Genomic DNA, 16877 nt, shown 5'->3' on the forward strand with positions numbered 1-16877 from the left:
GCGCCGAGCTCACCCGCGCCGACCGCACCACGAGCGGCGCCGGGATTCCTCACAACGACATACATAGTCTCCCGCCATGCTGCCGCGACGGGGCTCGCAAGCCCCGCGGCCTCGTCGGCGTGCGCACGCCCGAATGAGCTATTGCGTACAATACGTATTTCATGGCAAACATGTGGTGTGCCGTAGTATCGAGGATCACGAGCTTGGTCGCTGTGGGGGAGGACCATCGACCCGTTAGCAGCCCAGGGCGTGCCTCGCTGGACCGGCGAACCGGAGGCAGCCGCGATGAGTCCCTTTCTTGATGTGTTGGCGCCAGATCTACGTGCGAATCCGCATCCCTATTATGCCGAGATGCGGCGAACGAGCCCGGTTTGCCAGGTCGATCCCGGCGGCATGTGGGCGGTGACCCAGTACGAGGACGTGCTCTTCGTGATGAAGAACCCGGGGCTCTTCTCCTCCGAGGGCTTCAAGGTGGCGTGGCAGCCTCCCTGGGTGGGCTACAACCCATTCGCCAACTCGATGCTCGCCATGGACCCGCCGGCGCACACGCGGCTGCGCGGCTTGATCCACCGCGCGTTCGGGGCTGCCACCGTGGCGCGGATCGAGCCGCGCCTCCGCGCGGTCGCGTCGGAGCTCACGAACCGGCTCGTGGAGGAGGCCGATTTCGTCGAGGCCTTCGCGCACCCGCTGCCGGCCTTTGCCATCGGCGAGATCCTCGGCCTCGATCACGCGCTCCACGCCAAGTTCAAGCGCTGGGCCGACGACATCGTGTCGATCACGCCCGAGCTACCGAGCCCCGACGACGCCCAGCGCGTGAAGACGACCCTCGCGGAGCTGACCGGGTACCTGATGGAGGTCATCGCGAAGCGGCGCCGCGCGCCGGTCGACGACACGGTGAGCGATCTCGTCCGCGCCGAGCTCGACGGGCAGCGGTTGACGGACGCCGAGATCGTCGAGTTCCTTGTCACGCTCCTGATCGGCGGGCTGGAGACCACGACGCATCTCCTCAGCAATTCGCTGCTGTTCCTCGCGGACCACCCGGACATGATGGAGCGGCTGCACGCCGAGCCCGGCCTGATCTCGCTCTTCGTCGAGGAGATGCTCCGCTACGATGGCCCGGTCCAGACGCTCCCACGGATCGCCACCGCGGACGTCGTGCTCTCCGGGGTGACCGTGCCGCGCGGCGCGCTGGTGCTCCCGATCATGGCCTCGGCCAACCGGGACGAGGCGCGGTTCAAGGATCCGGATCGGTTCGACCTGCACCGTGGGTCGCAGGGAGGTCTGCATTTCGGGCACGGCGTCCACTTCTGCATCGGCGCGGCGCTGGCCCGCATGGAGGCGCGGGTGGCGCTGGAGGCGGTGATCGCGCGCTTCGAGCGGGTCGAGCGCGTACCTGGCGAGGTCCGCTACAACCGCACGCTGACGGTCCGCGGCCCGATCGCGCTGCCGCTCCGGTTCATCCTCGCCCGGCGGACGGGCCAGCAGGTGAGCTAGATCGGCTGGCGGCGCGGGTAGGGCGATGACGGGCGACGGCGCTGCTGTGGAAGCAGCGTCGCTCGCGCCGCGGTCGTCGGGACACGGCGGTGGGAGCGGCGGGCCGGCCGAGCGGCGGTGGGGCGAGATGGGGGGCGTTGAAGTCGGCGATGTGGGCGCCTGATTCGGTTAGAGTGGGCTGGCGAGGTTGAGCCGGCGCCGACCCAGGTTGAGCCGGCGCCGACCCAGGTTGAACCGGCGCCGACCCAGGTTGAACCGGCGCCGACCCAGGTTGAACCGGCGCCGACCCAGGTTGAACCGGCGCCGACCCAGGTTGAACCGGCGCCGACCCAGGTTGAACCGGCGCCGACCCAGGTTGAACCGGCGCCGACCCAGGGTGAGCCGGCGCCGACCCAGGTTGGGGTGGTCGGCGCCGACCCAGGTTGGGGTGGTCGGCGCCGACCCAGGTTGAGCCGGCGCGCGCAGAGCTCAGGGCTCGGGGGCGCCCGCGCAAATCCAGTCGTTGATCGTCTTGAGCTCGGCCTCGGGCAGCGACGAGCCCGGGGGCATGCTGCTCTCGTCAGGGTCGCACAGGCCGACGTCCTTCAGCTTGTTCATCAGGTAGCTGCTGCTCGGCATGAACGGCACGACGAGCGCCTTTTCGCTGGAGCACGAGCCGGCGTCCTGATTGACCAGCGCGCCGACCGCCATGCTCTCGCGGAGGTCGAGCCGGCCGGCCGGCGAGGTGGGGTTGCCGTGACAGAACTGGTTGGCGCAGCTCTTCACCAGGATGGGCGCCACATCGGCGAAGGTCGCGGTGTCCGGGCCGCACGCCGGATCCAGCGGCGGTGCGCCGCCGGTGCCCGCGGTGGTGGAGCCGCCGCCAGCGCCGCCGTCGCCGCCGGTGCCCGTCGTGGTCGTGGTGGTCGTGCCGCCGCCAGCGCCGCCCTCGCCGCCGCCGGTGCCCGCGGTGGTCGTGGTGGTCGTGCCGCCGCCGTCGCCGCCGGTGCCCGTCGTGGTCGTGCCGCCGCCAGCGCCGCCGTCGCCGCCGGCGCCCGTCGTGGTCGCGGTGGTCGTGCCGCCGTCCTCGCCGCCCTCGCCGCCGCTGCCGCCGACGCCCGCGCCGCCGCCCGACCCAACGCTGCTGCTCACGGACGTGCTCGTGGTGACGTCCGGGCCTCCGGTGCCGTCGACCGAGACGAGCGTGGGCCTGCCGGTGCCGGTCCCGCAGAACCCCCACATGGTCGAGGCGCCCGGGTCCAGCCTCCCGTTGTACGACTCGTTGACGGCCCTCAGCTGCCCGTCCGACGGCGTGATGCGCGTGTTCCACGCGTGGTTCAACGTCGAGCCGTTGAGCCCGATGACCATCCCCCAGGAGGTCGCCGCGCTGCTGCCCGTGTTCTTGATCGTCACGCTCGCGCAGTACCCGCTCTTCCAGTCCGACGGCACGGTGATCTCCGCCGTCATCGTGCCATCCGGGCTCACGAGCGCGGAGCCCAACGCGCCGCTGTTCTCATCGCTCTGCGAACCAGCGCTACAGGCGAGCAGGCTGCATGCAAGCGAAGCGGAGATGTAGCCAAGTAAGCGATCCATACGCATTAAGTTCTCCATGTCAGATCGGCAAATTCACGGGGTTCTGCTCAAGATGAATAAGTGAATCAAAGAAGCCCGTGAGCTCTGCCGTTTTCTGGTTTGAGTTCGTGATTCCCTGTCAGCGATCTCTTGATCACGGATGTGCTCGCCGGTTTATCCCCGGTCGCGACGGCATTGTAGTCGTCCGCGTGCATCACGCACAAAGAATCTCTGCCTTTGATGGGGTTCAAACATCAATTGATATCGGAACGGTTCAGGCACGTTCCTTTGCAATTGCAAGCATCGCGCCGGATCGCCCGCCGCCGATACCCTCCCTGTGCCGAGCTCCGGTCAGGCACGCTCTTTTGCAATTGCAAGCATCGCGCCGGCGCGCTCTCTCCGCCGATACCCGCCCTGTGCCGGGCTCCCCAGAAGCCGCCCGCGCACCGCGATCGCTGGGCCGAACCGCGGATGCGGGAGCCGCCCGGCGCGACGGCGGACGCGGCGCGGACGGCCGGGCCGCGGTCGACCGCAGAGGCCGCCAGTCGCGGGCGCCTGCCCGAGGCGACCCGTGGTACAGCAAAAGAACAGCGCTCGTGCGATCGGAGTCGATCGGAGGGCGCGCCGGACAACCATGGACTGGATGACCCACGATCCACCAAGACTGCCAGGGCCGGAGGTCTTATGAAGTACGTAGGTCTCGTACATTGGGTGCCTGAAGCGCTGAGCTCGTCGAGCGACGAGGCGCTGCAGGACGCCTTCGTCGCCGCGGCCGCGCGGCGGCCGCGCGACGGGCTGCCGCATCACCCGCGGATCTGGCTGGTCGGGGCCGGCCGGCTCTCGGCCTTCGGGCGGCGATCGAGAGAGGTGGAGGAGCCATGCTGACGGGCAGCTGCTATTGCGGCCTCGTGCGCTTCGAGGTCGACGATGCGTTCGATTACGCCTTCTACTGTCATTGCTCGAGGTGCCGGCGGCGCACCGGCGCCGCCTGCTCCGCCGTCGGCGGGATCGCGATCGACAAGGTCAAAATCTCCGCGGGTCGCGAGCACCTCTTGAAGGTCGACGAGTCCGAGGAGGGGTATCGCGGCCTGTGCGATCGATGCTTCTCGCCGCTGTATGACACGGTCCGCGGGAACACGTTCGCTCACGTGCAGCTCGGCGCGCTCTCCGAGGCGCCGGAGCGACGGCCGGATCATCACATCTACGTCGGCTCGAAGGCGGCGTGGCATCCGATCACCGACGGCCTCCCCCAGTTCGAGGAGCTGCCGCCGTAGCGCGGCGGAGCGCGCGAGAGGCCGGCGCGACGCGCGCGGCCGCTCGCGGCGCCGCTACTCGCCGAACGCGAAGTACGTCGCCGAGACCCTCCACAAGCCGCCCTCCGCGATCGTCGAGATCTCCCACGCCACCGTGTGCTGCCCGGGCACCCGCAGCGCGTCCGCGTCCCACGTGAACGGCGGCGACTCGCTCCCTGGGCACCAGTTCGCCCGCGGCGCCCGAACGCTCTCGATCGCTCCGCACGGGTTCTCCAGGCAGTAATCGAACCCGCCGTCCTCCGGCCCGTGGTGCGCGATCGTGCAGAGCGCCGCGCAGTCGGTCCGCCACGGCCTGATGCGGGCAAGCTCGCTCCCGTCCACGAAGAGGGTGTGTATTCGCCGGCAGAACTCCTCGGCCGGTCCGATGCACCCCGACCCGGACTCGCCGCCGCCGTGGCCGGTGATCCGGTACTCCACGCGCGAGCTCACCGTCCCTTCCGGCACCTCCACGGCGAGCGGCCCCGGCCCGTCCGCGGTCGTCTGCGACCCGTTGAACAGCGGGACCACCGCCAGCACCTTCCTCGGCGCCGGCCCGGGCACCGCCTCGATCACTGCGCTCACGTTCCACCCGCCGTTCGAGCCGCTCACCTGACCGCTCCCGTCGGACCATGTCGGGATCACCACCCTCAGCCGGTGCTGGCCCGCGGGGAGCCCGTTCGCCACGTCCGTGATGTCCACGTCCAGGCGCAGCGGCCCCCCGAACGGCGTGATCGCGCGGACGAGCTCGATGCCCGGCGGATCCGCCGCAGGATCGACGGGATCATCCAGGGAGAGCTCGAAGTTCCGGTCGAACGCGTCGCAGTCCGCGGGCCAGCTCTGGCCCTCCGGGGGAGGATTGTCCTCCCACGTCTCGAAGGGATAACACGTGCTCTCCAGCTCCACGACGAGCCTCACGCTCGCGAACGGCCCGTCGCGCAGATCGATGTCCGCGTTCGCCTGCTGGAAGTTCGGCTGACTGGCGTCGCTCGTGATCCGGACCTCCTCGAACGCCGCGATCGTGTAGGCCGGCGCGGGAGAGGGCTCCTGCTCCTCGCCGCCCTGGCCGCCGGCCCCGCCGGCGCCGGGCTGCGCTTGCCCGGGCGCGCGCGCCGCGTCGTCGCTGCAGCCGGAGCCCCCCAGGACGACGGCGAAACCGAGCGCCCCGGCGAGGGCGCGTCGCATGCAACGTGAACCCGACATGAGATCCTCCGGGTCGTGCCTGATGGCGAGATCCCACGGTAGCCCGGGCGGGGCCCGCCGCGGTAGCCTTCTCCTCCTCATGGCACTCCACGTCGATCACGTCGTCCTGTGGGTCGAGGACCCGCTCCGCGCGCTCGAGTTTTATACCCGGGTGGTCGGCCTCACCAGCGTCCGCGCCGAGGAGTTCCGGGCGGGGCAGGCGCCGTTTCCGAGCGTCCGCCTCTCCGAGACGTCGATCCTCGACCTGATGCCCGTCTCCATCACCGAGTTCGTCCGGAAGGCCACCGGCGAGACGAGGCCGTCCGGCGCCGGCGGGCCCATCAACCACGTCTGCTTTGCGATGGATCGCGACGAGTTCGACGCCCTGGCCGCCCGGCTCAGCGCGGCGCGCGTGGCGATGCACACGGCGAACAACCCGTCGTTCGGCGCGCGCGGCGCCTCCGTGCACTGGTTCTACTTCCAGGATCCGGACGGAAACATGCTCGAAGCGCGTTATTACGCATAGCCGAGGACCGGGCGCGCGGCGTCACTCCGCGCGGAGGAGCGCCCCGATCTCGTCGAGCACGCGCGGCACCACAGGCAGGCTCGGATCGCTGTACGCCGCTCGCTGCGACGCGCTCGAGAGCGTCGCCTCCTTGAGCGTGTGGCTCATCCCCTCGATGAGGACGAGCCTTGCGTCCGGCCGCGCGCCGGCGAGCCGCTCGGCTTCCTGCACCCCCACCTGGATATCGGCCGTCCCGTGCAGCAGGAGGACCGGCGCCTTCACGGCCGCGAGCTCGACCGCGGGATCGTGCTTCATCCACGAGATGATGTACGGCTGCACGCTCGGGCGAAACAGGCCCAGGAACAGCTCCGTTTGCGGGACATCCTCCACGAGCTCGCCCGCCTCGAGCCGACCCAGGATCTCGTACGCCTTCGCGCGATCCTCGTCCGGCAGGCCGGCGAGCTGGTCGCGCAGCACCTCGCCGATGGGCCGGCCCGCGCCGGCGATCGAGACGTAGCCGTCGACCTCGATCGCCTGGGCGGCCAGCATGCCGAGCAGCGAGCCCTCGCTGTGGCCGACCACCGTGACCGTCGCGAACCGCCCGTCGTCGCGGAGCGCCTTCACCCACAGGACCGCGTCGTCGGCGCCCATCTCGAAGCGCAGCTCCTGCTCGCTGCGGGGCGCCGCGGAGGCGCTCCCGCCGATGCCGGCCTTGTCATAGCGGATCGACGCGATTCCCCGGTCCCGGAGGCCCTCCGCGAGGAGCCGGTACGTGTCCGCAGCGACGCCCGCGGCGGCCTGGTTGCCGTCCCGATCGGTCGGCCCGGAGCCGGGGAGGATCACCACCGCGGGGAACGGCCCGCACCCGGCCGGCACCTCGAGCGTGCCCGCCAGCGCGCCGTACGCGTTCTCGACGGTGAGATCGGCGCTGGTCGCCTCCGGACACGCCGGCGGGGTCGGCGTGTCCTGCCCCGGGGGCGGCTCCGTCTCGTCCGGGAGGGCGCCGTCTCCGCCGGCGGACGACTCGCCCACTGCGGCGCCGCAGCCCACGCCGAAGGGCGACCCCGCGAGCGCGACCGCACACGAGAGAGCGAACGCGGCGCGGCGCGCCGGGACCAGGTGATTCGAACGCAATGACATGACGAGCCTCCGAAGAAGCAGGGGAGATGCCAGCAGCAGGATGCCAGCAGCAGGAGAAAGCCGACGCCGCCCGGGCGCACCGGTGCGCCCTCGCGGCAGAGCGAGCGTCGTCGAGCGCGCGCCGCGTGAACCGGGCGGCGCGCCGCGGACCGGATGGAGTCAGCCGAGGTGCGCGAGCGCGACCTTCGAGACGATCTCCGAGACGAGCACGAGGGCGATGAGCCCTGCGATCAGCGGAGCGCCCCGCAGGCCGGAGGCGTTCTTGAAGCCCTGGGTCAGCAGCGTCAGGAACCACGCGAGGCACAGCGCGGCCAGGACGGCAAAGGCGGCCACCGCGGGCGTGAGCGCCGGCCCGCCCGCCGCTGGCGGCGCAGGGGCGAGCAGGCCGAGCACGACCGCCGCGAGCGCGAGCGGCGCGCGCGAGAGCCCGGTCACGCCGAGGAAATCGACGAACCGCACGCGGCACCGCAGGAGCCGCGCGTACGCCCAGAAGAGCAGGGCGGGCAGGGGCCACACGACGACCTGCTCGAGGAGCGCGGTCGTGGTCGGGACGACCTCCGGCGCCATGTGCAGGTCGAGGAAGCCGTCGAAGCGGACGCCGAGGCGCGTGATGGCGACGCTCAGCGCGGCGATCGCGAGCCCTGCCACGGCCGCGACCTCCCCGCCGAAGCGCTCGAACGGGTCCAGCGCCAGCCGCCATCCGGTCCGGGGGGGCCGCGGCGACATCGTCGCCAGGAGCCGCTCGCCTTCCGCGGGCTCGATCACGTGGTCGCGCACGAGCGCGCGCACCCTCTCGTCGGGCGTGATCCTCATCAGAGTCCCACCTTTCTCAGCGCCTCCTCCGCCTCCTTCGCGGAGAGGCGCCCGTGCTCGAGCGCATCCAGGATCTCGTGCCGGCGCTTCTGAACGCCCTGCTCCAGCGCTTCCAGCCGGCCGATGATCTCGTCGAGCCGGTTGCGCACCGTCGGGTAGCTGATCTGAAGGAGCTGCGACATCGCCTTCAGGCTCCCCGACGAGCGCACGAAGGCGGTCACGAAGGCGAGATCGTCCGGCGACAGCTGGAGCAGCGCCGGGATCTCGAACTGGCCGTCCAGGTTGGTTCCGCACGCCTGGCAGCCGAGCCGCGTCGCGCGCAGCTCGCCGTCACAGCTCGGGCATCGAACGACAAATTTTGCCACAGGACGAAGCTAATATGTCCCGTGGATCAACGACGTCAACATCTGGTTTAACAAAATTGATTCGTGAATCAATTTTGTTGTGAGACCCAGCCGAGCTCACGATGCGCTCGGCGCCGCCCGCGCGGGGCCCGAGCGGCGCCGTTCGCGACGGCTCAGCGCCGCGCGCGTCGCCGCGCGAACGCGAGCGCGACGGCGAGCCCGGCGAGGGCCAGCGTCGTGGGGGCCGCGGGCGAGCCGGCGGCGCGGAAGCTGCAGCCGCCCTCGTCGCCCTCCTCGTCGGCGCCCTCGTCCGCGCCGCCGGTCCCCGCGCCGGTGCCGGTGGTGCCGGCGCCGGAGGTCGCGGCCGAGGACGTCGATGTGACCGAGCCGCTCGTGGTCCCGCCGCCCGCGCCCCCGCTGCCGCTCGTCGCGCCGCCCGCGCCGCCGGTGTTGTCGCCGCCGCCGGTACCTCCGCCGCCCGCGCCCCCGGCGCCGCCTTCCCCGGAGGAGGGGAGCGCGGGACGCACGTCCTCGAGGGTGTCCCCCTCCACGGCGTCATCGAGGATGAGGATGGGGCTGTCCGTGAACTCGGACGGGTTGCGCAGCAGGCCGAGCTGCGTGAAGTGCGGGTTGCCGTCGGCGAGGGTCTGCGCCTGGCCGGCGGTGACGACCTGCTCGCCGTCGAACCACACGTCCACGGAGCCCTGGCTCGGGTTCGTCGACCACTTGATGTGCAGCGCGATGCGGTGCCACACGCCGGGCGTCACCGCGCCGTTCGCCTGCCAGTGCACCTTGTTCGCGGGCTTGCGGGTGGCGAAGCTGATGTTCTGTCCCACGACCTCGAAGGACATCATCTGATTGTAGCTCCCGTCGGACTCCCAGTATCCGATCTGCGTCGGCGGGTCCGCCGCGAGCGCCTCGGGGAGGTAGAAGCTCCAGGCGAAATACGTCTGGGCGCCCTCGGCCGTGCGCCCGGCGGCCGGCTTGTGGTTCAGCTCGACCCGCTTGATGCCGTTGGACCAGCGGGCGTCGTTGGTGAGCTGGATCTGCCCGGCCCGCGTCCCCTGCAGGACAGGCGACGTCACCACCGAGATGTGCTCGCCGTTGAGCGAGGTGTTCCACTGGGACAGGTCGCCCGTCTCGAAGTCTCCGGTCCAGACCGGCGCCGCCGAGGCGCCCGTCGCGACGGTCGCGACGAGCGCGGCGGCGGGCAAGGCGGAAAGCAGGAATCGCGGCCGCCGCCCGATCAGCGCTCGGCAGCGGAGAAAAAGGTTACGATGTGCGGTAAGGTGGGTTCTGGAAGTCATGGGCTGGATTCCATGCTGTTTCCAGCCCGCCGTCAACCGCGAAGCAGGCATCGAACACGGCCCGTGCGCGCCTCGCTTCAGCCCTCATGTCACGAGGGCCCGGCTCGCGCGCGCTGCGCCTCAGGCAGAGATTTCGATCCACAGCGCCTGCGTCTCTCGCGACGGCAGGTGGATCAGGCGCTCTCCGGTGTTGAGGGCGTCGCCGGGGCAGGTCCAGGGCTCGAGACACACGAAGTCCTTGCCTTGCAAGGTCCACACGACCCAGTGGGTGAACTCGGGCGAGCCGCGGACGGCGATGCGCGCGGCCCGAGGGCCCTCGATCGAGAGCGCGCTCTCGGTGGAGCCGTGGTCGAGCAGGTGGAGGTCGACCTCGGGCCGGGTCAGGTCGAAGCCGGAGAAGGGCACCTCCTGCTTCGTGGTGTTGTCGAACGCGCGCGTCGCCCGCGTCTCGATCGAGGCCCGGGGCTTGTCGGCCTGGGAGACGGCGAAGTAGGGGTGGAACCCGAACCCGAAGGGCATCGGCGGCGCGCCCTCGCCGGTCTCGTTGGTCACGCGGATGTCGATCCGGAGCGATCTGCCGCGCAGCGTGTAGGTGAGCTCGGCGCGGAAGTCCCAGGGGTACTGCGCGCGCGTCGCCTCGCTCGAGCGCAGGGCGAGCCGCGCGTGGGCGCCGTCGGGCGCGGCGGCGCCGCGATCGTCGAGCGACCAGGGCAGGGCGCGAGCGAAGCCGTGCTGCCGCATCTGGCCCTGCGCGCCCGAGGACGACCAGGCGTCGCCGGCGAGCTTGCCCGGGGAAGGGAAGAGCACGGGGTTGCCGCCGCGCACGTTGGCGCTGCGATCCTCGAAGGTGGCGCGATCGAGGTAGAGCAGCTCGCGCCCGCCGAGGGTCAGCTCGGTCAGGATCCCGCCGCGGGCCGGGGCGAGCACGGCGCGGCTCGAGGCGCCGCCGTCGACGAGCTCCACCGCGGGGATCGCACCTTCGATCTGCTTCACGCTGAACATGACGCCTCCGTTCTCTCCATCACCTGCGCAGCCACTCGAGCAACCCGACGAGCAGCGCGAGCGCCGCGATCGGCAGCGCGATCCACCCGAGGACCATCGCCCAGCCCCGGCGGAGCGAGCGGCCGCCGCGATCCTCGCACGCGAGGCAGATCGCCCAGACCCGCGCGCCGCCCTCGGTGAGCACGCAGCAGTCGCCGCACACGGGCGCACGGCAGCGCGCGCACGGCCCCGCCGCCTCGGCGCCGCAGCGCCCGCAGCGCGCGACGGGCCCGCCGCCGCCGTCGTGGAAGATCAGGCCGCCGGACATGGGCCGCTACCCGGCGGCGAGCGAGCGCTCGCCGAGCGACCGCGAGCACGGGCAGCGGATGGACTCGTCGACGGGCACGGGCGCCTCCTCCGCGGCGATTCTGCAAGCTTTGCGAGCCCGAGACAACAGAGCGCGCGGCGTTCTCCGCACGACGGCGCGTCGCCGGCGTAAGCCGACGCAGGCCGAGCGCGTCCGCCGTCGAGCCGCCTTCGGCTGCAGCCTTCCGGGAAGCTGGTAAGATCGCGCGGAGGAGGCCCATGCCGTACGCCAGCGAGACCTCGCTCGTCCCGATCGCGCCGCCCGGAGAGGACGAGCTCCCCCACGACGACGGTGAGCCCATGGAGAGCGATCGCCACCGCAAGCAGATGCTGCTGCTCATCGAGTCGCTGGATCTCTTCTGGAAGGATCGCGACGACGTCTACGTCAGCGGCAACATGGCCATCTACTTCAGCGAGCTCCAGACCATGAAGAACGACTTCCGCGGGCCGGACGTCTTCGTGGTGCTCGATACGGTGCGCCGCGACAGGAAGTCCTGGGTCGTGTGGCAGGAGAACGGCAGGACGCCGGACCTGGTGATCGAGCTCCTGTCGGAGAGCACGGAGTCGGTCGACCGCGGGGAGAAGATGCGCATCTACGCGAAGGTGCTGCGCGTGCCGGAGTACTTCCTGTTCGATCCGATGAAGAACCTGCTGGAAGGGTACGCGCTCGACGTCGGCTCGCGCGCCTACAGGCCCATGGACCCGAGCGCGGGCGGCGAGCTGGTCAGTCAGCAGCTCGGGTTGCGCCTCGGTGTGCGGGACGGCTCGTACCTGGGAAGCGAAGGGAAATGGCTCCGGTGGCTCGACGCCGAGGGGCGAGCGCTCCCCACGGCGGAGGAGCAGGCCCGCGCGGCGGAGGAGCAGGCCCGCGCGGCGGAGGAGCGAGCGCAGGCGCTTGCGGAGAAGCTCGCGGCTTACGAGAAGCGCTTCGGACCGCTCACCTGAAGCCCGCGGACGCGGGACGGCCGTCCCTAGCGCAGGCCGGGGAGCGGCAGGCCCGGCAGCGAGTTCCCGATCACCGTGACGAGCTGCTCCTGCGTGAGCGTCCCCGCCAGGCGGAACGGCACGTCCACGTTGAGCGTCTCCCCGCCGATCGCGACGGTGCCGTTCACCTGGTACGGGACCCCCCGACCCTGCGCCGCGAGCGCGGCGATGCTGGTGAGATCCTGCCATTTCACCGAGAGCGGCGCGTCGATCCGCGTCCACTGCTTCGACCGCAGCTTGAGCGGCGTGGGCACGGTGACCGTGCCGACGTCGATCTTGCCGTCGAGCAGCACGGTCGCCTTCAGCGAGCGCGTCGAGAGATCGACGCTGTTCGGGTTGTACGCCTGGATCTGGACCCGCAGATCGATGCCCTGGGCGGTGACGGCGGTCACCGCGGCGACCTCGGGCTTGAGCGTCGGCGGCTCGGGGCGCGAGCACGCGACCAGGGAGAGGGCGGCAGCGAGGAGCAGCGAGCGCACGGCGGAGATGTGGCGCGGATCTCGTTGGCGCTCAACGGAAATCGGGCCCGCGCGGCGGAGCACGGCGGAGCAGCCCCGCCGCGCGGGCCCGCGCTTCCGTCCGCGCGGAGACCCTCGCGATCTGCTATGCCCGGCGGATGGGCATTCTCCCGCTCGCCGAGCGCCTCGCCAAGAAGGCGCTGAACCGCTCCGGGGTGCAGAGCCGCTGGGTCGACACGTCGGTCTGCCGCCTGCACCTCTACGATGCGCCCGGCACCGGCTCGCTCCCGACCGTGGTCCTGCTCCACGGCATCGGCTCGTCGGCGCTCCCGTACGCGCCCGTGCTCCAGCGGCTGCGGCGGCACGCCCGCCGCGTCGTCGCCGCGGAGGCGCCGGGGCACGGGTGGAGCGCGGCGCCGGCGTCGGCGTTCACGCCGGAGTGCCTCACCACCGCCATGAACGAGCTGCTCGACCGCGAGCTCGACGCGCCGGCCATCGTCGTCGGCAACTCCCTCGGCGGCGCGGTCGCGGTGAGCTACGCGCTGAGCTCGCCGGACCGCGTGCGCGCGCTGGTGCTCGCGTCGCCGGCCGGCGCGTGCATGGAGCAGGCCGAGCTCGCGGCGCTGCTCGGCGCCTTCAAGCTGCGGTCGCGGGCCGACGCGCACGCGTTCTTCGCGCGGCTCTACCACCGCGTCCCGTGGTTCGCCCCGCTGGTGGCCGGCGACATCGTGCGGATGTTCGCGCGCGAGACCATCGTCTCCTTCACGAGCTCGGCCCGGTGCGAGCACGCGTTCACGCCCGAGCAGCTGCGGTCCCTGTCGATGCCGATCCTGCTCATCTGGGGCCGCTCGGACCGCCTCATGCCGGGCGGCAACCTCGAGTACTACCGGCGGCACCTCCCGCCGCACGCGGAGATCGAGGAGCCCGAAGGCGTCGGCCACTGCCCGCACGTCGACGATCCGCGCCGGTTCGCCGAGCGGATCGCCGCGTTCGCGCGGGAGGTGATCTCGAGGGACGCGGGCGCGCCGGCGGCGGCGGCCGCGTCACCGCCGCCGACCGCGTCAGGCGCCCCCGGGGAGCGCGCCGCGACGCTCGAGCAGGGCACGGGTCAGGCCGCGTCGTAGCGGGGTGAGCCGCCCGGACGGCGCGTCGCGCTCATTCCGGCGCCGCCGCTCGCTCCGACGCGGGCGGCGGCGGTGACGCGGGCGGCGGCGGTGACGCGGGCGGCGGCGGTGACGAGGCCGCCGCGGCCGGCCCGCGCTCGCCCTCCGAGAAGTCGAGGTCGATCCCCACGATCTTCATGAGCCGCAGCGCGTTCGCGCTCGTCACGACGCCGGCCTTCAGCTTGTAGTCGAAGGTCATCCGGTCATCGACCACGAGCTCCTCGAAGTGCATGTTGCGCACGCGGCCCGAGGTCTCCTGCTCCAGCACGGAGAGCCCCATGTCGTGGGACGACACCGCGCCGATGGCCCCCCGCTCGACCAGGTGCCTCACCACCGCCCTGGCCCCGATCTGGCGCTCCCGCGCGTTCGTGCCGTGGAGGATCTCGTCGAGCAGGAACAGCACCGGCTCGCCGCGGCCCACGCCGTCGACGACCCGCTTCAGGCGGGTCAGCTCGGCGTAGAAGTGCGAGACGCCCTGCTCGAGCGAGTCCTTGATCCGCATGCTCGTCCGGACGCGGACCGGCGACAGCGACAGCGACGACGCGCACACCGGCGCGCCCGCGAGGGCGAGCGCGGCGTTCACCCCGATGGCGCGCAGCAGCGTGCTCTTGCCCGACATGTTCGAGCCCGTCACGAGCAGCGCGGCGCCCGCGCCCTCCAGCGAGACGTCGTTCGTCACCCGGCGGTCGCGCGGCAAGAGCGGGTGGCCGAGCCCCGTCGCCGCGAAGCGCGGCTCCCCGACGCTCACCTCGGGGTAGGCGTAGTCGGGGTTCTCGTGCGCGAACGTCGCGAGGCTCGCGAGCGCCTCGACGTGCCCGAGCGTCCGCATCCACGCCTTCACGTGCCGGCCCGCGCGCAGCTTCCACCGCTCCAGGGAGAGCGCGCACCACACGTCCCAGAGCAGGAAGAGGTCGGCGATGAGGTGGATGAGCCCGCTGTGGCGCAGATCCGAGTAGCCCACCCGGGTCTCGAGCGCCGTCATCTCGCGCGAGGCGAGCGCGCCGGAGGGGCCGGCGAGCTCGGCCTTGAGCTCGTTCAGCAGCGCCGACGAGAACGCCTGCTGCTCGATGCGCGCGAGGAGCGGCCGGTACCGCGCGAACGGCGCCTCGCGCGACGAGGCGGCGGCGAGGATCGGCTCGATCGCGGGCCGCAGGAGGAGCAGCACGAGCAGCTGGGCCCCGAACGGCAGGAGCCAGGCGTGGCGGAGCAGCCCGAGCTGCTCCGCCGGGACGACCTGCGGCGCGGCGAGCAGCGCGAGCGTCAGCGGCACGAGCACCTTCGCCGCGGTCAGCAGCGCGCTCGCCGGCAGGCCGCCGGCGCGCGCCTCGGCGCCGAGCAGCGCCGGGGGCGCCTCGGCCCACGCGATGAGCGGCCCGGCCTCGCGGCCGCGCGCCCCCGCCTGCATGCCCACCACGGCGAGATCCTCCCGGAACGCGCCGAGGCCGGCGAGCTCGCGCACCGCCTCCTGCCGCGCCGCCACGGCGGGCGCCGGGGCGGGCTCGGTGAGCCAGGCCGCGAGCGTGGCCTCGCCCTCGCCCGTCTGGGCCACGTCGAGCAGCTGGAACAGCGACGCCTGCCCGAACACGTCGAGATCGCCCGCGTAGTCGTGGTCGGGCGCGGCGAAGCGCTCGCCCCGCTCGGGGAAGTCGGCGAAGTCGCCGGCGACGCGCCGCTTGCCGCGCACGTAGAGGCCGATGCGCTGCTCGAGCTCCGTCATCCGGGTGACGAGGCGCGCGTGCGCCACGAGCAGCCCGAGGAACACCGCGGTCACCGCGCCGGCGGCGTACGCGACCCACCGCGGCACATCGCCGAAGAGCGCGTACCCCCCGGCCACGGCCGCGGCCACGAACGAGACGCCGCGCAGGAGCGAGAACGTCCTCGACCGACGCTCGAGCGCGCCGGCCTCGGCGCGCAGGACGGCCAGGCGATCGTCGTAGGCGGACAGGACGCGCTGCGCGACGGCGTCGGGGGGCGGCTGCGCGGCGGCGTTGGGGGGCGGCTGCGCGGCGGCGTTGGGGGGCTGCTCCACGGGCCGCTGTTCATAGGCCAGCGCGGGCCGTGCATCCAGCGGCAGCGGAGGCCCTTCGCACGGAGGCCACGAAAGCTTTGAAGCGTCCTGGCTGGCTGCTCGTACAATGGCGCCATGGACCAGAACCTGCTGGAGCGCCTCAAGGCGTACACCGTCGTGGTCGCCGACACCGGCGACATCAACTCGATCGAGAAATTCCGCCCGCAAGACGCGACGACGAACCCGTCGCTCATCACCGCGGCCGCCCAGATGCCCGAGTACACCGACATCGTGAGCGGCGCGCTCGCGTGGGCCCAGAAGGAGGCGGGCCAGAGCAAGGAGCCGGGCGACGCCGTGAGCCTCGCGTTCGACCGGCTCGCCGTCGATTTCGGCTTGCGCATCCTGAAGATCATCCCCGGCCGCGTCTCGACCGAGGTCGACGCCCGCCTCTCCTACGACACCCAGGCGACCATCGAGAAGGGCCGGCGCATCATCCGCCTCTACGAGGAGGCCGGCGTCTCGCGCGAGCGCGTGCTCATCAAGATCGCCTCGACGTGGGAGGGCATCCGGGCGGCGGAGGTCCTCGAGAAGGAGGGCATCCACTGCAACCTCACGCTGCTCTTCGGGCTGCACCAGGCGATCGCGTGCGCCGAGGCGGGCGTGACGCTCATCTCGCCGTTCGTCGGCCGCATCCTCGACTGGTACCTGAAGGACACGGGCCGCGCGAGCTACGCGCCCGCCGAGGACCCGGGCGTCGTCTCGGTCACGAAGATCTACAACTACTACAAGAAGCACGGCTACAAGACCGAGGTGATGGGCGCGAGCTTCCGCAACATCGACGAGATCAAGGAGCTCGCCGGCTGCGATCTCCTGACGATCTCGCCGAAGCTGCTCGCCGAGCTCGCCGCCGCGCGCGGCGAGCTGCCGAGGAAGCTCGACCCGGACGCGGCGCGCGCCATGCACATCGAGAAGATCACGATGGATGAGGCGACGTTCCGCGCGATGCACGGCGCCGACCGGATGGCGAGCGACAAGCTCAGCGAGGGGATCGACGGCTTCGCGAAGGCGCTCGCCCAGCTCGAGGTCCTGCTCCGCGAGCGCCTGCAGAAGGTGGCGGCCTCCTAGCGCCGGCGGCGCGGGCGCGGCCCGCGGGGCAGAACGCCGGGGAAAAACGCCTCGGCGCCCCGCGCGCCGCGACGCCGGCCCGCGCGCCCGATGGCCGGAGGCGCAGGGCGAAGCCGGAGGGCCGGCTTGCGTGTGGGCCTTCCCGTCTTCTAGGATTCGTGGCGCTG

17 protein-coding genes are annotated in these 16877 nt (G+C 72.0%); 7 read left to right on the forward strand and 10 right to left on the reverse strand.

The genetic code is table 11. The features are described 5' to 3' along the window. The first annotated feature begins 351 nt into the window (after positions 1-351). Positions 352-1494, forward strand: coding sequence for a cytochrome P450 (locus WME98_RS33725; RefSeq protein ID WP_437945799.1), 1143 nt, complete (start codon positions 352-354; stop codon positions 1492-1494). A 468-nt stretch (positions 1495-1962) separates the two neighbouring features. Here WME98_RS33725 and WME98_RS33730 read toward each other — a convergent pair whose 3' ends face one another. Next, entirely contained in the window at positions 1963-3066 is a 1104-nt protein-coding gene (locus tag WME98_RS33730; RefSeq protein ID WP_437945800.1) for a cellulose binding domain-containing protein, read from the reverse strand. Between the two features lie 663 nt (positions 3067-3729). On the opposite strand from WME98_RS33730, the gene WME98_RS33735 reads away from it, so the two are divergent. Both WME98_RS33735 and WME98_RS33740 read left to right on the forward strand, forming a co-directional pair. Further along, positions 3730-3930, forward strand: a complete 201-nt coding sequence (locus WME98_RS33735) for a hypothetical protein (protein ID WP_437945801.1) — start codon at positions 3730-3732, stop codon at positions 3928-3930. Then, positions 3924-4319, forward strand: coding sequence for a GFA family protein (locus tag WME98_RS33740; RefSeq protein WP_437945802.1), 396 nt, complete (start codon positions 3924-3926; stop codon positions 4317-4319). The genes WME98_RS33735 and WME98_RS33740 overlap by 7 nt, the downstream gene beginning before the upstream one ends. Positions 4320-4373: 54 nt before the next feature. On the opposite strand, the gene WME98_RS33745 is transcribed toward WME98_RS33740, so the two are convergent. After that, positions 4374-5537, reverse strand: coding sequence for a peptide-N-glycosidase F-related protein (locus WME98_RS33745; RefSeq protein WP_437945803.1), 1164 nt, complete (start codon positions 5535-5537; stop codon positions 4374-4376). 79 nt (positions 5538-5616) lie between these two features. Between WME98_RS33745 and WME98_RS33750 the strand changes: the two genes are divergently transcribed. After that, positions 5617-6042: a VOC family protein gene (locus WME98_RS33750; protein WP_437945804.1), complete on the forward strand. Its 426-nt coding sequence runs from the start codon at positions 5617-5619 to the stop codon at positions 6040-6042. 21 nt (positions 6043-6063) lie between these two features. Here the strand turns inward: WME98_RS33750 and WME98_RS33755 are convergent, their stop codons facing one another. The 6 genes from WME98_RS33755 to WME98_RS33780 form a co-directional block, all read right to left on the reverse strand. Continuing rightward, positions 6064-7161, reverse strand: a complete 1098-nt coding sequence (locus WME98_RS33755) for an alpha/beta hydrolase (RefSeq protein ID WP_437945805.1) — start codon at positions 7159-7161, stop codon at positions 6064-6066. Between the two features lie 159 nt (positions 7162-7320). Further along, positions 7321-7974 (reverse strand): YIP1 family protein, encoded by a 654-nt coding sequence (locus tag WME98_RS33760; RefSeq protein ID WP_437945806.1) that lies wholly within the window; start codon positions 7972-7974, stop codon positions 7321-7323. Beyond that, positions 7974-8339, reverse strand: a complete 366-nt coding sequence (locus tag WME98_RS33765) for a DUF2089 domain-containing protein (protein ID WP_061621987.1) — start codon at positions 8337-8339, stop codon at positions 7974-7976. Before WME98_RS33765 ends, WME98_RS33760 begins: the two co-directional genes overlap by 1 nt. Positions 8340-8491: 152 nt before the next feature. Further along, a complete protein-coding gene (locus tag WME98_RS33770) occupies positions 8492-9532 on the reverse strand; it encodes a polysaccharide lyase (RefSeq protein ID WP_437945807.1) in 1041 nt (346 codons plus the stop codon). A 213-nt stretch (positions 9533-9745) separates the two neighbouring features. Then, on the reverse strand, positions 9746-10627 hold the full coding sequence (locus WME98_RS33775) for a galactose mutarotase (RefSeq protein WP_437945808.1): 882 nt from the start codon (positions 10625-10627) through the stop codon (positions 9746-9748). A gap of 19 nt (positions 10628-10646) precedes the next feature. Further along, positions 10647-10934 carry a hypothetical protein gene (locus WME98_RS33780; protein ID WP_020733898.1) on the reverse strand — a complete coding sequence of 96 codons (288 nt, stop codon included), beginning with the start codon at positions 10932-10934 and terminating at the stop codon, positions 10647-10649. A 257-nt stretch (positions 10935-11191) separates the two neighbouring features. Between WME98_RS33780 and WME98_RS33785 the strand changes: the two genes are divergently transcribed. Further along, a complete protein-coding gene (locus WME98_RS33785; RefSeq protein WP_437945809.1) occupies positions 11192-11917 on the forward strand; it encodes a Uma2 family endonuclease in 726 nt (241 codons plus the stop codon). Between the two features lie 26 nt (positions 11918-11943). Here WME98_RS33785 and WME98_RS33790 read toward each other — a convergent pair whose 3' ends face one another. Beyond that, a complete protein-coding gene (locus tag WME98_RS33790; protein ID WP_437572357.1) occupies positions 11944-12435 on the reverse strand; it encodes an LEA type 2 family protein in 492 nt (163 codons plus the stop codon). A gap of 137 nt (positions 12436-12572) precedes the next feature. Between WME98_RS33790 and WME98_RS33795 the strand changes: the two genes are divergently transcribed. Next, a complete protein-coding gene (locus WME98_RS33795; RefSeq protein WP_437945810.1) occupies positions 12573-13538 on the forward strand; it encodes an alpha/beta fold hydrolase in 966 nt (321 codons plus the stop codon). A gap of 31 nt (positions 13539-13569) precedes the next feature. Here WME98_RS33795 and WME98_RS33800 read toward each other — a convergent pair whose 3' ends face one another. Further along, positions 13570-15606, reverse strand: coding sequence for a MutS family DNA mismatch repair protein (locus WME98_RS33800; protein WP_437945811.1), 2037 nt, complete (start codon positions 15604-15606; stop codon positions 13570-13572). A 114-nt stretch (positions 15607-15720) separates the two neighbouring features. On the opposite strand from WME98_RS33800, the gene WME98_RS33805 reads away from it, so the two are divergent. Next, positions 15721-16710: a transaldolase gene (locus WME98_RS33805; RefSeq protein ID WP_061628549.1), complete on the forward strand. Its 990-nt coding sequence runs from the start codon at positions 15721-15723 to the stop codon at positions 16708-16710. Positions 16711-16877 lie beyond the last annotated feature (167 nt).

It is taken from the genome of Sorangium sp. So ce296, assembly GCF_051529605.1.
Classification (GTDB): domain Bacteria; phylum Myxococcota_A; class Polyangia; order Polyangiales; family Polyangiaceae; genus Sorangium; species Sorangium cellulosum_D.

Coding starts and splice junctions, on each gene's coding strand:
- WME98_RS33795 (WP_437945810.1), top strand. CDS start 12,573: ATGGGCATTCTCCCGCTCGCCGAGCGCCTCGCCAAGAAGGCGCTGAAC.
- WME98_RS33730 (WP_437945800.1), bottom strand. CDS start 3,066: ATGGATCGCTTACTTGGCTACATCTCCGCTTCGCTTGCATGCAGCCTG.
- WME98_RS33760 (WP_437945806.1), bottom strand. CDS start 7,974: ATGAGGATCACGCCCGACGAGAGGGTGCGCGCGCTCGTGCGCGACCAC.
- WME98_RS33780 (WP_020733898.1), bottom strand. CDS start 10,934: ATGTCCGGCGGCCTGATCTTCCACGACGGCGGCGGCGGGCCCGTCGCG.
- WME98_RS33725 (WP_437945799.1), top strand. CDS start 352: ATGCGGCGAACGAGCCCGGTTTGCCAGGTCGATCCCGGCGGCATGTGG.
- WME98_RS33775 (WP_437945808.1), bottom strand. CDS start 10,627: ATGTTCAGCGTGAAGCAGATCGAAGGTGCGATCCCCGCGGTGGAGCTC.
- WME98_RS33735 (WP_437945801.1), top strand. CDS start 3,730: ATGAAGTACGTAGGTCTCGTACATTGGGTGCCTGAAGCGCTGAGCTCG.
- WME98_RS33750 (WP_437945804.1), top strand. CDS start 5,617: ATGGCACTCCACGTCGATCACGTCGTCCTGTGGGTCGAGGACCCGCTC.
- WME98_RS33785 (WP_437945809.1), top strand. CDS start 11,192: ATGCCGTACGCCAGCGAGACCTCGCTCGTCCCGATCGCGCCGCCCGGA.
- WME98_RS33740 (WP_437945802.1), top strand. CDS start 3,924: ATGCTGACGGGCAGCTGCTATTGCGGCCTCGTGCGCTTCGAGGTCGAC.
- WME98_RS33755 (WP_437945805.1), bottom strand. CDS start 7,161: ATGTCATTGCGTTCGAATCACCTGGTCCCGGCGCGCCGCGCCGCGTTC.
- WME98_RS33805 (WP_061628549.1), top strand. CDS start 15,721: ATGGACCAGAACCTGCTGGAGCGCCTCAAGGCGTACACCGTCGTGGTC.
- WME98_RS33745 (WP_437945803.1), bottom strand. CDS start 5,537: ATGTCGGGTTCACGTTGCATGCGACGCGCCCTCGCCGGGGCGCTCGGT.